Origin of the sequence: Pseudanabaena sp. Chao 1811 (genome assembly GCF_027942295.1) — a bacterium.
Classification (GTDB): domain Bacteria; phylum Cyanobacteriota; class Cyanobacteriia; order Pseudanabaenales; family Pseudanabaenaceae; genus Pseudanabaena.
Genome location: NZ_CP101416.1, coordinates 2,761,496 through 2,777,710, shown reverse-complemented (window position 1 = coordinate 2,777,710; position 16,215 = coordinate 2,761,496). Strand labels below are relative to the sequence as shown.

Here is a 16,215-nt window from a genome sequence, read left to right as displayed (position 1 = left end):
GGCAGTTGTCCAATACATTCCCAAACTTGATTTCATCACGCTCTCCAGCCATTACATCAAATATTTACCGTACCCGAAAGTCTAATTTAATCTAAATTAAGTAGCTAGGTAAGTAGCTAGGCATAAATAAACTGAAAACCGAAAAGATTGTTCCGCCCGCGTAGCGGGCGGAACAATCTTTGGTTTTAGGGTTTAATATGCTCATCTACTTACAGCCTATTTAGGGTTGGTATAGTACAGATAAATTTTGAAAAAGCTTGCTTCGCAAGCTTTTTCAAAATTTATCTGGTTTTTAAGAAAGCGCAAAGCGCTGTAATGAGGCAATAAACTTTAGTTATTTATCTTTGCAAGTAGGAATGGAATTAGTCTGAGCATTTGCGATCGAAGCGTCGAGACAGAGAACCTGTGTGAAACTTATATCTAGATCTTGCTCATCTAATTTAGCAGAGCGTCTTTCTAAATCCTCACGACTAGGATATACACCACCAAATCCACCTGCAACTTTATTGGTAAGTGTGAAAGTAGCAGGCTTAAATCCTGTTGCTGTGGCTGTAACTGAATAACTACCTGGAATTCCATTGGCGGTGAATGTTGGAGCTAGGGCAATGCCAAGATTATTAGTGAGGATGCTAGTATTTCCTGTAAATACTCCATTGGCACTACTAGGTGATGAAGCAAAGGTGACGAGAATATTTGGTGCAGGAATTGGGCTATTTACAAAGTTCTCTGTGACTTGTACGCCTAGCAGTTGAGGAAAACTAGTGTTGATATTTGTGCTTTGGGGTGTGGTATTGGTTAGAGGCGTTAGACCAAAGCCTTGAGATTCAAAAGCACCGATATCGACTTTACCGTTAAAAATACGGGTTGCGCCGCGTTGGTCGGTAGCGGCTACACCTGCGTTATTTCCTGTATCTAAGGCGGGGCTACTGGGTAAAAGCGCATGAGTTAGGGTCGTGCCGCCATAGTTGGCAAGTGGTGCAAGTTGGGGATTGACAGGATTGGCGATCGTGCCAACGAGGGAGCTATTGGCAAAAGTCGCCGCAAAGCCATTATTTGCGCCGATTAAGTTATTGCCACCATTGGTAAAACCTACTCCTGCGACATTACTAGCCAAGTCAGAAGCTTGCAATCCTCGGTCAAAGTTACCTGCAATTATCGAATTTGTAATCGTGAATATGCCTCCATTACGGAAAATCCCACCAACACCGCCTATATTGACAGTATTGTTAGTAATCGTGCTATTGGTGATCGTACCTCCATTATTGCCAACAATCCCTCCACCATTTGTTGCCGTATTACCCGACACAGTGCTATTTGTGAGAGTCACGGCTCCATTGCTAAAAATTCCACCAACAATATTTGCCCTATTACTCGACACGGTGCTATTTGTGAGAGTCACGACTCCATTGCTCACAATCCCTCCACCGCTATTTGTTGCCGTATTACCCGACACGTTGCTATTGATAAGAGTTACAGCTCCAGTGCTCGCAATCCCTCCCCCATCAATAGCCGTATTACTCGACACGGTGCTATTAGTAACAGTAACGGCTCCAGTGCTCGCAATCCCTCCTCCAGCAGTATTTGCCGTATTACCCGACACGGTGCTATTAGTAACAGTAACGGCTCCACCGCTAAAAATCCCTCCTCCAGCAGTATTTGCCGTATTACCCGACACGGTGCTATTGGTAAGAGTTACGTCTCCAGTGCTCGCAATCCCTCCTCCATTAGTATTTGCCCTATTACCCGACACGGTGCTATTGGTGAGAGTTACGGTTCCAGTGCTCACAATCCCTCCTCCAGCAGTATTTGCCGTATTACCCGACACGGTGCTATTGGTGAGAGTTACGGCTCCATTACTCAAAATCCCTCCGCCACCATTATTTGCCGTATTACCCAATACGTTACTATTTGTGAGAGTCACAGTTCCAAGGCTAAAAATCCCTCCGCCACCATTATTTGCCCTATTACCCGACACGGTGCTATTAGTAACAGTAACGGCATTACTCAAAATCCCTCCGCCACCATTATTTGCCCTATTACCCGACACGGTGCTATTGGTGAGAGTTACGGCTCCATTACTCAAAATCCCTCCACCATCAATAGCCGTATTACTCGACACGGTGCTATTGGTGAGAGTTACGGCTCCAACGCTAAAAATCCCTCCTCCATTATTTGCTGTATTCCTTGACACGGTGCTATTGGTGAGAGTTACGGCTCCAACGCTCACAATCCCTCCACCGGTATCGGTTGCCGTATTATCCAACACGGTGCTATTGGTGAGAGTTACGGCTCCATTGCTCACAATCCCTCCACCGGTATCGGTTGCCGTATTATCCAACACGGTGCTATTGGTGAGAGTTACGGCTCCAACGCTAAAAATCCCTCCACCGATATTTGTCGCCGTATTACTCGATATGTTGCTATTAATAATAGTTAAGGCTCCAGAGCCATTGGTTATGCCACCACCAGTGACACTTCTACCATTAATAATCCTTAAACTATCAAACGTAGTATTGCCATTACCCACGATATCAAACACCCCTACCGCATTGTTACCGCTCACCGTGACATTGCTTGCCCCAAATGCGCCACTGATGTTGAGACCACCAGTAGTGGTATTAATCGCCAAGGTTGATGCTAAGGTAATCGCTGCTTGAGCGCCATTAAACACATTCGGGTCAAAGCGAATGTCATCAGCACCCGCCAAAGCATTAGCATCGAGAATTGCTTGTCGTAAAGACCCTGCTCCTGCATCATTAATATTCGTAGTCGTAAAGGTGACAAGTCTGCCATCATAACTATTCTGAGCTTCAGAATTAAACACCACTCCCGTATTCAGTTTCCCAGTCTGATACTCCAGATTCCAATTACCACCAAGGCTATTGCTACCCGTGAGGTCAGTCGAAGCTGCCACCTCTCGCCCTGTATAGTTCTTCACTGCCTGAACTAGTGCTGCTCCATTCTCTCCATTTGCTAGATTACAGGCATACAGCAAGATATTCGCCGCAGGAGATAGAGAAGTCTTCCATGCTTGGAGATCGTTAGCATATCTAGCAATGTTCTCTGTACTGACAAAATCCTTACCCAGCCAAAAATTGCCAACATTACCCTCAGAAACTATATGCAGACTATTTGCTCCCGTCACACTGGCTAGGGTTTCAGTTACTTTCTGGATTCCATACTGATCAGGATTAATCACGGTGATACTACTACCACCATTAGCTCCATCAAGCAATGTTTGATAGTTCTTAACTGTGCTGTCGATAAAGACTAAGTTCCATCCCTGTTGAATATTCGTTGCATTCAGAGATGCTTGAGTTGTGTCGTAGCGATTGGCAAGGATATTGATATTTGCTGCTGTGAGATTACCCGTTGCGATCGCAGTTCCTGCTTGTGTCGGTGCAGTAATCCCTGAACCAGTTAGCAGTTTTGGTAAATCTATCCCTGTTATTGGCTTTGTATTGCCTAGTTCTTGTTGGGTGGAGATCGGTAGATCAAAGCTCAGCACCCCACCTTCAGGCGTAACCCGCACATATTTGCCATCGGGTACTGCCACGATATTGATTGTGCCATTGGCAGTTGCGATCGCTCCTGTGTTGATTACAATCCCTCCCACTAGGGAGATGCTTTTTCCTTGGGGAACGTTGAGATTTCCTTGATTGAGAATTACTCCTGATGTTTGTCCTTGGATATTAGAAATAGAAGAATTAGTAAATGCGAAAGCATTGGGATTTCCTGTCAGATTTTGCAGATCGCTGGCACTGGTGTTCATCCCAAACCATCCATTTCCTACTTGGATGCCATTGGCTGTTGTGGCTGTGAAGGAAGCTGGGACGTTTAAACTGGCATTTGCTCCAAAGATTATCCCTGCGGGGTTCATGATGTACAGATTGGAATTTCCGCCTGTCAGTTGGATTAAGCCATTGATTACTGATGGGTCGCCGCCAACGACTCGACTGAGAATATTTTGAATGTTTGGTTGACTCAGAAAGTTGGCGATTTGTCCTTGATTCAATCCGAACTGTTGAAAGCTATGGAAGAGATTCGCTCCTGCTTGCGTTCCACCTGTAATGTCAAACTGCTGTCCATTAGGCAATACTACGGTGTTCGTTCCGTCTTGAGCGGCGGTGATCGATTGCGCGTTCACTGGTGCTGTGAGCAACTGTGCTGGAGATAGGGCGATCGAGATCGCGACAGTTGCCCAATACATTACCAAAACTGACTTCATCATGCTCTCCAGCCGCTAAATCAAGATTTACTTTACCCGAAAGTATAATTTAACCTAAATTAATGAGGCAATAAAATTCTGTTATTTATCTTTGCAAGTAGGAATGGAATTAGTCTGAGCATTTGCGATAGAAGCATCGAGACAGAGAACCTGTGTGAAACTTATATCTAGATCTTGCTCATCTAATCTGGGAGAACGTCCTTCTAAATCCTCTCGGCTAGGAAATACGCCACCAAATCCACCAGCAACTTTATTGGTAAGTGTGAAAGTTGCTGGTTTAAATCCTGTTGCTGTCGCTGTAACTTCGTAACTGCCTGAAACTCCATTTGCAGTGAATGTAGGAGCGACGGCAATGCCGAGTTTATTGGTTAGTACGCTGGTGTTTCCAGCAAATACACCATTTGCACTGCTAGATGGTGGAGTAAAGGTGACGAGAATATTTGGTGCGGGAATTGGGCTATTCACGAAGTTTTCGGTGACTTGTACTCCTAGGGGTTGAGCAAAACTGGTGTTGATATTTGTACTCTGGGGTGTGCTGTTGGTGAGGGGAGTGAGACTAAATCCTTGAGATTCAAATGCTCCTATATCGACAACTCCACCAATAATTCGGGTTGCTCCACGTTGATCGTTACCTACTGGGGCATTGGCGTTATTTCCTGCATTTAGGGCGGGGCTATTGGGTAAGAGCGCATGAGTAAGAGTTACGCCGCCATAGTTGGCAAGTGGAGCAAGTTGGGGATTGAGGCGGTTTGCGGCTGTGCCGACTAGAGTACTGACGGTAAAGTTGGCACTTCCAGTTTTATCGCCAATCAAATTCTTGCCACCATCAACAAACACTCCACTTACGTCGGGGTTTTTTACTCCCAATCCAGCATTATTTGGAGTGTCAAAGTTTCCAGCAATAATCGAGTTCCTGATAGTAACTATGTTAGCGCTGTTATTAAAAATCCCGCCCCCATTGCCTGAGTTATTGTTATCGGCATCGGCAGTATTGTTTGTAATTGTACTGTTGGAGATTGTACCCCTGCTAAAAAAGAAATAAATCCCACCTCCATCTAAAAGTGACTTATTCCCAGACACAGTACTATTAGTAAGTATCAAGACTCCTCCAGCGTCTATAGCAATTCCACCACCACCAACAGTATTACCTGTTATATTTCCTGACACTGTACTATTAGTAATAGTCGTCGTAGAGCCACCGTAAATTCCACCAGCTCCAACGTTAGTTGCCGTATTACCCGACACAGTGCTACTGGAGACGGTCAAGGCTCCTAAGCTAAGAATCCCGCCGCCAACGTTAGTTGCCGTATTACCCGACACAGTGCTATTGGTGACGGTCAAGGCTCCTAAGCTAAAAATCCCACCACCCCAATTAGTTGCCGTATTTCCCGATACATTGCTATTGGTGACAGTCAAGGCTCCAGCACCATTGTTACTTATGCCACCACCATTGACACCTCTACCGTTGGTAATCGTTAGACCATCAAACGTGACATTGCCAGCAGTGATATTAAAAATCCCAAAAGTATTGTTGCCTCTAACAGTGAGATTACTAGCTCCAGTCCCCTGAATCGTCAGAGCTTGAGTGATATTCAGCGTCCCCGATGTCAGATTGATTGTTTGAGGTGTGGCAAATACACCCGTGGTATTAAATCGAATCGTATCAGCACCCGCCAAACCATTAGCATCGAGAATTGCTTGTCTTAAAGACCCTGCTCCTGCATCATTAATATTCGTAGTCGTAAAGGTGACAAGTCTGCCATCATAACTATTCTGGGCTTCAGAATTAAACACCACTCCCGTATTCAGTTTACCAGTCTGATATTCCAGATTCCAATTACCACCGAGATTACTGCTACCCGTCAAGTCAGTGGAAGCCGCTACTTCTCGCCCTGTATAGTTCTTCACTGCCTGAACTAGCGCCGCTCCATTCTCTCCATTTGCCAAATTACAGGCATAGAGCAAAATATTCGCCGCAGGAGATAAAGATGTTTTCCATGCTTGAAGATCGTTAGCATACTTAGCAATATTCTCTGTACTAACAAAATCCTTACCCAGCCAGAAATTACCAACATCACCCTCAGAGACAATATGCAAACTATTTGCACCTGTGACACTCGCTAAAGTCTCAGTCACTTTCTGAATGCCATACTGATCAGGATTAATCAAGGTGACACTACTGCCGCCATTAGTTCCATCAAGCAATGTTTGATAGTTCTTAACTGTGCTGTCGATAAAGACTAAGTTCCATCCCTGTTGAATATTTGCTGCATTCAGAGATGCTTGCGTTGTGTCGTAATGATTGGCAAGGATATTGATGTTTGCTGCTGTGAGATTACCCGTTGAGATCGCAGTTCCTGCTTGTGTCGGTGCAGTAATCCCTGAACCAGTTAGCAGTTGTGGTAAATCTATCCCTGTAATTGGCTTTGTATTGCCTAGTTCTTGTTGGGTGGCGATGGGCAGATCAAAACTGAGTACACCACCTTCAGGTGTAATTCGTACATACTTACCATCGGGTACTGCCACGATATTGATTGTGCCATTGGCAGTTGCGATCGCTCCTGTGTTGATTACAATCCCTCCCACTAGGGAGATGCTTTTTCCTTGGGGAACGTTGAGATTTCCTTGATTGAGAATTACTCCTGATGTTTGTCCTTGGATATTAGAAATAGAAGAATTAGTAAATGCGAAAGCATTGGGATTTCCTGTCAGATTTTGCAGATCGCTGGCACTGGTGTTCATCCCAAACCATCCATTTCCTACTTGGATGCCATTGGCTGTTGTGGCTGTGAAGGAAGCTGGGACGTTTAAACTGGCATTTGCTCCAAAGATTATCCCTGCGGGGTTCATGATGTACAGATTGGAATTTCCGCCTGTCAGTTGGATTAAGCCATTGATTACTGATGGGTCGCCGCCAACGACTCGACTGAGAATATTTTGAATGTTTGGTTGACTCAGAAAGTTGGCGATTTGTCCTTGATTCAATCCGAACTGTTGAAAGCTATGGAAGAGATTCGCTCCTGCTTGCGTTCCACCTGTAATGTCAAACTGCTGTCCATTTGACATTACTACGGTATTCGTTCCGTCTTGAGCTGCGGTAATTGATTGTGCTGTGACTGGTGCTGTCAGGACTATCGGTGACAGGGTGATCGCGATTGCTGTAGTTGCCCAATACATTCCCAAAACTGACTTCATCATAATCTCCAACAACTACATCGAAATTTACTTTGCCTTAAATCCTAATTTACATTATCAATAAGACATTTATTACAAATTGATTTGGTGATGTTACATAGTGAAACAATTAATGATTTAGCTGTCTGGTTAGGCTATTTCTAAGTCATGCATAATTTCTGTAAGATACATACACTGTATATGCTACGATTTCTCTTGTCAGTGAGGAGATAAGGTAAAAGCAAAAACTATGAATATAAAAATAGCGAGATCAAAGATTGGCACAGAGAAAATTCAGCTATTTGTATTAAGTATTTCTACAATTTTATTAATAGACTGTCGCTTATCGGTTAATGCTAATACCATCTCCTCAGAGTTAACACCTTCACTATCAAGTTCTACTTCCTCAAAAAAATTAGCTTCTTCTCCTACGACTTCTCCATCTCAAATTGCTCAAACGCAAACTTCTCAAGCCCAAATTGCTCAAGCAATTCCTCTCAAAAAAATTGAAGTTGTTGGCAGTACAGTTTTTGGTGCAGACAATCTCGATCCCATCACCAAACCTCTTGAAGGGAAAGAAGTCACTGAAGAGCAATTGACAGCCGCCGCCAATGCCATTACCCAGCTTTATGTCAGCAATGGCTATGTTACTTCTCAAGCCATATATAAGCCTCAAAGTGTCGTTGATGGTGTTGCCAAGATTCAGGTCTCAGAAGGAAAAGTCGAAAAAATCGAAGTTGTAGGTGTTAATACCCTTAATCCAGACTACGTGCGATCGCGAGCCGAGCTAGGAACTGGGAATCCTCTCAACACCAATAACCTCGAAGATCAACTGCGTCTCCTACGTGCCGATCCCAATTTTACAAGCGTAGATGCTAGTCTCAAGGCAGGTAGTCAATCTGGTTTAAGCATACTCACAATTAAAGTTGTGGAAGCAAATCAACTAGCAGGATCGGTTAGCTTTGACAACTTCTCTCCGCCTGCGGTTGGTTCCGAGCGCATGGGGGCAGGACTCAGTTACCGCAATCTCTTCGGCATGGGAGATGTATTTACTGCCAATTATTCCAGAACCACAACGGGCGGCTCTAATCAATATGATTTTGGTTTTAGCATTCCCGTCAATCCGATGAATGGAACCGTCTCCCTTCGATTTGCACCTAGCAACTATCGCATTACCCAGTCCCCATTTGATGTCTTCAATATTCGTGGCAACAACGAAGTTTACTCCGCTACATATCGTCAGCCTTTAATTCGCAATCCCCGTGAAGAATTTGCACTGTCTCTAGGCTATGAATATCAAAGAGGTCAGACATTTCTATTCAACGATCTTGCCGTACCATTTGGGGTTGGACCTGAAGCCGATGGCACTAGCCGCACCAGCGTCTTTAAATTTGGGCAAGACTATATTAGTCGTGATACCGAAGGAGTCTGGTCTTTGCGATCGCAGTTTAGTCTTGGTACAGGGCTATTTGGCGCAACTTTCGTTACTTCTCCTAGTGCATCATTCCTGAGTTGGTTAGGACAGATTCAACGAGTTCAGGTTCTTGGCACTGATACTATTTTGATTGGTTCTTTAGATACGCAACTCTCAGCCGATCCTCTTCTACCATCACAGCAGTTTGTGATTGGTGGTGGGCAATCCTTGCGAGGCTTCCGTCAAAATGCTCGATCGGGTGATAATGGGATTCGTCTTTCTTTGGAGAGCCGATTTGTGGTGGCACGAGATGAGGAAGGAAGAACCATCGTTCAGTTAGCTCCTTTTGTCGATCTTGGCACAGTTTGGAACAACTCCCGAAACCTCAATGTTCTCCCCAATCAAAACTTTTTAGCAGGTGGTGGACTGGGCATATTAGTAGAACCGATTAAACGTCTTAACTTACGTCTAGATTATGCAATTCCATTTGTGAACCTTAGCGATCGCGGCTCTAATTTGCAAGAATCAGCTCTTTATTTCAGTATCGGTTACCTATTTTAGGGAAAGCATTTTAAGATCATGTTTGAGAAATGAATGCAGTCAAAAATTTCATCTCAAGCAAGTGTTGCAGCCCTAACCCCTAGATAGTCCTAAATAAATAGGTAAGAATGGGCGGCGCGAAGCGCCGCCCATTCTTACCTATTTTAGCACTACCTAATTAGGGGGCAAATCCTTGAATTCTTAAATGGGGTCTAAATACGAACACCAATCGCTCCAACTACCTGCATAGAGTTTACCAGTCTCAATTCCCGCTAATTTCAACGATAATAAATTCACGCAAGCAGTTACACCCGAACCGCAATACACAATCACTTCTTCAGCATTTTTTACTGACCGCCAGCGATCGCTTTGATTCGCCACCACAAAACCCTGCTCATTAGTAACTTCCATCCAAGGATAGTTAACTGCGCCTTCGATATGACCTGCGATCGGATCGATAGGTTCGCGTTCACCCCGATAGCGATCGCCTTCTCGCGAATCGACTAAAACCACTTCTGGTAAATCCTTACGCGCTTTCACTGTTTCGATATCCACTACCCATTCCGTTTGTAATTGGGGGATAAACTTCCCAATTCTAGGATGAGGAATTTCCGAACTAGTTGCATAATTTTGGGCTTTCCAACCTGCAAAACCGCCATCGAGAAGGGCTACTCGCTCATGTCCCATATAGCGCAATAGCCACCATAACCTTGAGGCAAAAGCAAATCGCGAATCATCATAGGCAACCACGGTTGTTTCACTGGTTACGCCGATTTGCGATAGCTTTGTGGCTAGCTGCTCGAACTCTGGCAAAGGATGTCTACCACCATGTTTTTGGACAGGACTAGATAAATCAAGATTGAGATCGAGATAATAGGCTCCTTCAATATGACTCTCTTGATATTGCTTACGCCCAAGAGCTATATCCATTAACGAAAAGCGACAATCAACCACGACCATCTGCGGATCATGGAGATGTTCCTGTAGCCAGTTAGCGGAAACAACGTGAGGATTAGGCATAGTTTTGATTTTATCGCTAATTTTCAAGAAAGGGGCTACGAAGTAGCCCCTTTCCTAACTGATCCATAATAAACTGCAATACAAATCGATCTAGTGAAACTATGTTTATAAAAGAGCGATCGCAGGTTTTACAACCCTACTTAATTACCAAAGCCGAGCGCGGAATCATTGGCAAGAGTCGTTATGCAACGCGACTACGCCATGAAATTAAACAGGCAAGTGAAGATCGAGAGCCAGTATTGATCCTTGGAGAACCGGGGCTGGATAAGGATAATATTGCGGCGTTGATTCATTTTAACTCGACCTATCGACGGGAAGCGATCGCCAAGGTCAATTGCAATTTAGTACAGGCAAGTGGAGCCGAGCTATTTGGTAGAACAGGGGGGAATGCTGGCTTATTGACCTATTTAGGAACAGGAACTCTCGTTCTAAACAATATTCAAGAACTACCAGAGGAACTGATTCCCAAGATTGTGCAGCTTTTAGAAACGCGCACCTATAGCCCCGTTGGCAGTGATGAACAGGAGGAGCCGTTAATCTGTGAAACGCGGATCATCATGGTGACAGAGAAATCTCAACCCACTTGCGAATCCCATGTGAAACATTCCATCAAAGTTCCTGCATTGAGAGTCCGTAAGGCTGACATTAAACCCCATGTGGAATATTACATTAGTTTATTCTGTCGCGATCGCGGTATTCCCAAACCGACGATCACTGCCGAAGCCCTCCGCAGTTTACAAAGCTATGACTTCCCAGAAAATTTAAAGGAACTCCGATTTTTAGTAGGACGGGCAATCGTGCAGTCCTTGAATGCACCATTTCTAACTGAGGCTGTGTTTTGGTCACCCCAACCCAAGGGAAAGAAATTTCGGTTTAATCTACTCAATGCCTATCCTAGTTTGCGCCGTTTCTTACGCAGTGAATGGTTCACCGATCGCATTAACTACGGATTTACACTCACATTTTTTGCGATCGTGGTCGCGACGCTATTTTTAGCACCCCAAACCCGCGATCGCAATGTTGCTCTTAACTTATTTTGGGCATGGTGGTGGCCATTGATTTTGATCGGATTTCCATTTGTGGGGCGACTGTGGTGCGCGATCTGTCCATTTATGATTTATGGCGAAGTTACGCAAAAAATATCACTGTGGCTCTTCCCCCGACAGCTAAAACATTGGAATCGGGATCTTTCCGAACGGTGGGGCGGTTGGTTTCTCTTTGGTCTATTTGTATTGATTTATCTCTGGGAAGAACTCTGGGATTTACAAAATACCGCTTATCTTTCAGCTTATTTACTACTGTTGATTACGGCAGGAGCAATGATTTGTTCGGTAATTTTTGAGCGGCGATATTGGTGTCGCTATCTCTGTCCAATTGGCGGCATGAATGGACTATTTGCGAAACTCTCCATGACTGAGTTACGCGCTCAGCAAGGGACTTGTTCCGCAGAATGCACTACCTATCAATGCTATAAGGGTGGCGCGAAAAAAGGCGAAGGTTTAGAAACAAATGGCTGTCCGCTTTATTCCCATCCTGCTCAACTGCAAGACAATCGGGACTGTGTGCTATGTATGACCTGTCTCAAGGCTTGCCCCCATCGTTCCGTAGAGTTTAATCTGCGTCCACCTGCGATCGAGTTATGGACAACCCATGTGCCGCGCACCTATGAAGTCGCTTTGCTATTGCTATTGTTGGGTGGTGCATTTCTCCATCGGTTGCCAGAGATTCAAACAGCGATCGCATGGCAAATTGATGCAGATGCATTCTTACCGCATTTAGGGCTATCGGTGCTGATTTTGCTGGTTGTCGCAGCAGTTCCCCTAGTTGCCTATGGCATTATGCGATCGCTCCATTTCATCATGGTTAACTGGAAGAAAAGTTGCCAAGACAATCAGCTACCCTATGGACTTAACACCTGTAAACCCAAGTCCTTTATCCAGCTTGCCTATGGATATTTACCCCTAGCTCTGGGCGCAAATCTTGCCCATTATTTACGTCTTTTCCTACAAGAAGCTGGTCGTGTCTTGCCTGTAACTTGGGCAACTTTGGGAATGGATGGCTCAAGTCTTCCTATTTTGATCGCCCATCCTGCGGTAACAGCATTTTTGCAAGGAACTGTGTTGATTTTTTCAGTGGTACTGACATGGGTTTTAACCCAAAAGATTGCGCGTCAGTCTTGGAGATCGCTCTTACCTCAACATGGGAGTACGCTGATTTTAGCGATCGCCTTGTGGGTAATTATCCTTTAATAAAAAACCTTTATGGCGCGGCTTTGCCGAGGCATAAAGGTTTTTTATTTAGAAATCAACCCATCTTGAATGCGAATAATGCGGCGAGTTCTCTCAGCGACATCTGGCTCATGGGTAACTAACACAATCGTAATCCCCTGCTCATTTAAGTCAGCAAGCAAATTCATCACCTCATGGGAAGTATGCGTATCTAAGGCTCCTGTTGGCTCATCGGCAAGGATTAAGGCTGGTCGATTGGCTAAGGCACGGGCGATCGCGACCCGTTGCTGTTGTCCGCCAGATAGTTGATTGGGACGATTTGCCATGCGATCGCTAAGTCCCACTTTCGTTAAGGCTTCGACAGCCAGACGACGACGCTTTTCCTTGGGAATATTGGAATAAATCATCGGCAGCATCACGTTCTCAAGGGCAGTTGAACGGGCTAGCAGATTAAATTGCTGAAACACAAATCCAATGCGACGATTGCGAATATAGGCGAGTTCATCATCGTTATAGGTAGTTAATTCCCGATCTTCGAGATAATATTTCCCTTTGGTTGGGCGATCGAGACAGCCGATGATATTCATGAGGGTGGATTTGCCTGAGCCTGACATCCCCATAATTGCGGCATATTCCCCAGATTGAATCTCTAAATCAATACCTTTAAGAACGGGAACATCAACTTCACCGAGTCGGTAGGCTTTGCGGATATTTTCTAAACGAATCATAGTTAGTCACTTGCGTTATATTCGAGAGAGCGTAAACCTTCGGTTTACGCTCTCTCATAAATTAGTCACTTCTAAGCGCTTGAATAGGATCGAGTTTGGCGGCACTGCGGGCGGGAATTACGCCTGCCACTAGTCCGACAATCATCGATAAGCCAAAACCTGCTAAAACTGCCCAAATTGAGATCAGAAATGGGAACTGAAAAATTGTGGCTGAACCATAGGCGATCGCTACTCCTAACCCAATCCCAACTATGCCACCCAGCCCTGAAACTAAAATCGCCTCAGTGAGAAACTGATTAAGAATCGCGGCTCTCGTTGCTCCTAAAGCTTTGCGGACACCGATTTCACGGGTACGCTCGACCACGGAAACTAGCATGATATTAGCAATACCAATACCACCAACGATCAGGGATATGGCAGCGATCGCGCCGACCATCAGGGTTAGCAATCCGACAATATTTGTAAAAGCACTGACAATATCCGTTTGGTTGACAATCCGAAAGTCATCGGGCTGAGGCGGATAAATTTTATGCCGCAGACGTAAGAGATTGGTTAATTGGAATTGAGCCGCCTCAATTTCTGATTCGTCTAGAGCCTGTACCCAAAAACCACTCACGGAGATGCCTTGCAAGGAGTTATTCCCCACCTGTCGCGCTGACATATTTTTTAAAGGAATATATACGCGATCGTCCTGATCGAAACCACCTGAAGCTCCTTTAGATTCCATTACGCCAATTACTTGGTACTGCTCTCCCTGAATGCGAATTCTCTCACCGATCGCATTTGCCCGACCAAACAAATCAGATTTCACCTTCGAGCCAAGTACTACTAGGGATTTGGCATTATCAATATCTTCTTGTTCAAAATATCTGCCCTCAGATGGGAAAGTATTCCGAATCGGTGAATAATTAACATCCGTACCAATCACTGTTGTGGAAGTATTTTGATTACCGTAGGAAACCTGTCTATTGCGCTGTAAATAAGCGGACATCAACTTGATCGCAGGAGCTTTAGCCACAGCTTGAGCATCTTCTAAAGTTAAAGTGGAAGCAGAACCACCACCCTGATTAATACCACCTGTCCTTGCTGAACCTGTGAGGACGTTAATCGAATTTGTGCCAAGCGCCTGTAACTGATTTTCGGTTGACTTCTGAATGCCTTGTCCGATCGATGTAATCGCAATTACCGCCGCAATGCCAATGATTACGCCTAGCATCGTCAGGGCTGTGCGAAGACGATTATTCCACAGAGATTCTGCTGCCATAGTCAGAATCTCTGCAAAAGGAACTTTCGCAACCTGAATACGTTGCCTTGCCAATGGTTTTGCTGGAGATTTGGCGATCGGCTTTAACTTTTGCATAAATTTATTCTTAACCCCTTTGTCTCTGCGGCGTAGAAGGCGTTAACCCCGGAACACCTCTAGGCTCGGTTTTGGGACGGGAACCTTCAGGGAAGGAAACAAAGATTTTCTCATCACCATTCAAGCCCGACTTCACTTCGGTTTTGTCATCGACGGTGACACCTGTTTCAATTTGTGTAAATACAGGAGTTGTATTCTGTTCTGTCTTCACATAGACCCCTGTACTGCCCTGCTGCCGCACGATCGCAACGGTGGGTACGACCAAAACATCCTTTAGCTGTCCTGCCCGAAATTCTAAGCTAGCATTCATGCCCGATCGCAACATTTCCTTATCCTTAGAAGTGATTTCTGCCTTCACCTCAAAACTGGTGACATTTTGATTAACGATCGCCTGTGGTGAAATCGATACGACCCGCCCGCTAAATTTCTTATTGGGATAGGCATCAACTTGAAAGGATACCTCTTGACCGACAGCAATTTGAGCAATATTAGCTTCGGCGACATTGGCAACGACTTGGTTATTGCTCGCAAGGGCAAGAATCGAAGAAGCAGTTGCGGAACTTACGGCACTGCCTGAAGTTGTAGGAGTTACAAATGCCCCCGGATCAGCATACTTTCTGACTACTACACCATCAAAGGGAGCGCGAATAATTGTATCTTCCAATTGTGATTGCACAGTTTGCAGAGTACCTGCCGCCGCCACAACTTGAGCCTGAGCACGATCAATATCTTCAGGTCGCGAACCTGCTTGTTGCAACGATAGAGCTTCTCTCGCTTGGGTGACTTTAGCGCGATTTGCTTCCATTGTTGTCCTTGAAGCATCCAGATCCCTAGATGCGATCGCCCCTTCCTTATATAGCTGTTGATTTTGACGATAAACGATTTCTGACTGTTCGAGGGTAGCTTGGGCATTGGCTAAATTTGCTTGGGCTTGGGCAATATCTTGAGAACGATTGCCTGCGAGGAGGAGGTCAAGACTTGCCTGCGCTGCCGCCAACTGACCATCGGCTTGAGTAATTTGTCCTAAGGTATTGGACTCATCCATATAGGCGAGGATCTGTCCTGCGGTCACAGATTGTCCTTCTTTGACCAATAAACTCTTGAGCCTACCTGAACTTTTAGGACTGACGTTGATGGATTTTTCGGGCTGGATCGTGCCATTTGCGGTAACGATGATGGGTAAATCAGTCCGCTTTATCGAAATTACGCGATCGCGTTTACGGCTGCCTTGAGTATTGGCAGGGGCAATCATTTGAGTGTAGGCATAGTAACCACCACCACCAACTAACGCAAGGATTAAGACAATAGCAATCCGCCATTTCCAGCGTCCTAGAAACGATTTTTTGGGCGGAGCAAGCTCGTCGGGAAAATCGGATAGTTCTTCGGGGAGATTATCTTCCTTCGGTTCTAGCTGGTTCTCGGTTTGCATAACAGTCACGTCAATGGTTAATACCTTTAGACTCTTATATACGATAAAACGTTCAACTATTCTTAAATCAATAAGCAGATCTCATAAAATATCC

8 protein-coding genes are annotated in these 16,215 nt (G+C 44.9%); 2 read left to right on the top strand and 6 right to left on the bottom strand.

Translation table 11 applies throughout. The features are described 5' to 3' along the window. Positions 1-334: 334 nt before the first annotated feature. Positions 335-4,231 (bottom strand): DUF4347 domain-containing protein, encoded by a 3,897-nt coding sequence (locus tag NMG48_RS12745; RefSeq protein WP_271251907.1) that lies wholly within the window; start codon positions 4,229-4,231, stop codon positions 335-337. 78 nt (positions 4,232-4,309) lie between these two features. Then, a complete protein-coding gene (locus tag NMG48_RS12740; RefSeq protein WP_271251906.1) occupies positions 4,310-7,426 on the bottom strand; it encodes a DUF4347 domain-containing protein in 3,117 nt (1,038 codons plus the stop codon). Between the two features lie 226 nt (positions 7,427-7,652). Between NMG48_RS12740 and NMG48_RS12735 the strand changes: the two genes are divergently transcribed. After that, positions 7,653-9,377 (top strand): ShlB/FhaC/HecB family hemolysin secretion/activation protein, encoded by a 1,725-nt coding sequence (locus NMG48_RS12735; RefSeq protein ID WP_271251905.1) that lies wholly within the window; start codon positions 7,653-7,655, stop codon positions 9,375-9,377. A 180-nt stretch (positions 9,378-9,557) separates the two neighbouring features. Here NMG48_RS12735 and NMG48_RS12730 read toward each other — a convergent pair whose 3' ends face one another. Further along, positions 9,558-10,376, bottom strand: a complete 819-nt coding sequence (locus NMG48_RS12730; protein WP_271251904.1) for a sulfurtransferase — start codon at positions 10,374-10,376, stop codon at positions 9,558-9,560. Between the two features lie 101 nt (positions 10,377-10,477). On the opposite strand from NMG48_RS12730, the gene NMG48_RS12725 reads away from it, so the two are divergent. After that, a complete protein-coding gene (locus tag NMG48_RS12725) occupies positions 10,478-12,625 on the top strand; it encodes a sigma 54-interacting transcriptional regulator (RefSeq protein WP_271251903.1) in 2,148 nt (715 codons plus the stop codon). A 44-nt stretch (positions 12,626-12,669) separates the two neighbouring features. On the opposite strand, the gene NMG48_RS12720 is transcribed toward NMG48_RS12725, so the two are convergent. The 3 genes from NMG48_RS12720 to NMG48_RS12710 all read right to left on the bottom strand — a co-directional run bounded on the left by NMG48_RS12720 (position 12,670) and on the right by NMG48_RS12710 (position 16,121). Further along, positions 12,670-13,332, bottom strand: coding sequence for an ABC transporter ATP-binding protein (locus tag NMG48_RS12720; RefSeq protein WP_271251902.1), 663 nt, complete (start codon positions 13,330-13,332; stop codon positions 12,670-12,672). A 61-nt stretch (positions 13,333-13,393) separates the two neighbouring features. After that, positions 13,394-14,692: an ABC transporter permease gene (locus tag NMG48_RS12715; protein ID WP_271251901.1), complete on the bottom strand. Its 1,299-nt coding sequence runs from the start codon at positions 14,690-14,692 to the stop codon at positions 13,394-13,396. Positions 14,693-14,702: 10 nt separating this feature from the next. Further along, positions 14,703-16,121: an efflux RND transporter periplasmic adaptor subunit gene (locus tag NMG48_RS12710; protein ID WP_271251900.1), complete on the bottom strand. Its 1,419-nt coding sequence runs from the start codon at positions 16,119-16,121 to the stop codon at positions 14,703-14,705. Between the last annotated feature and the right edge of the window lie 94 nt (positions 16,122-16,215).

Excerpts from the sequence above, each read along its gene's own strand:
- NMG48_RS12725 (WP_271251903.1), top strand. The coding sequence starts at position 10,478 with ATGTTTATAAAAGAGCGATCGCAGGTTTTACAACCCTACTTAATTACC.
- NMG48_RS12710 (WP_271251900.1), bottom strand. The coding sequence starts at position 16,121 with ATGCAAACCGAGAACCAGCTAGAACCGAAGGAAGATAATCTCCCCGAA.
- NMG48_RS12730 (WP_271251904.1), bottom strand. The coding sequence starts at position 10,376 with ATGCCTAATCCTCACGTTGTTTCCGCTAACTGGCTACAGGAACATCTC.
- NMG48_RS12740 (WP_271251906.1), bottom strand. The coding sequence starts at position 7,426 with ATGATGAAGTCAGTTTTGGGAATGTATTGGGCAACTACAGCAATCGCG.
- NMG48_RS12715 (WP_271251901.1), bottom strand. The coding sequence starts at position 14,692 with ATGCAAAAGTTAAAGCCGATCGCCAAATCTCCAGCAAAACCATTGGCA.
- NMG48_RS12745 (WP_271251907.1), bottom strand. The coding sequence starts at position 4,231 with ATGATGAAGTCAGTTTTGGTAATGTATTGGGCAACTGTCGCGATCTCG.
- NMG48_RS12720 (WP_271251902.1), bottom strand. The coding sequence starts at position 13,332 with ATGATTCGTTTAGAAAATATCCGCAAAGCCTACCGACTCGGTGAAGTT.
- NMG48_RS12735 (WP_271251905.1), top strand. The coding sequence starts at position 7,653 with ATGAATATAAAAATAGCGAGATCAAAGATTGGCACAGAGAAAATTCAG.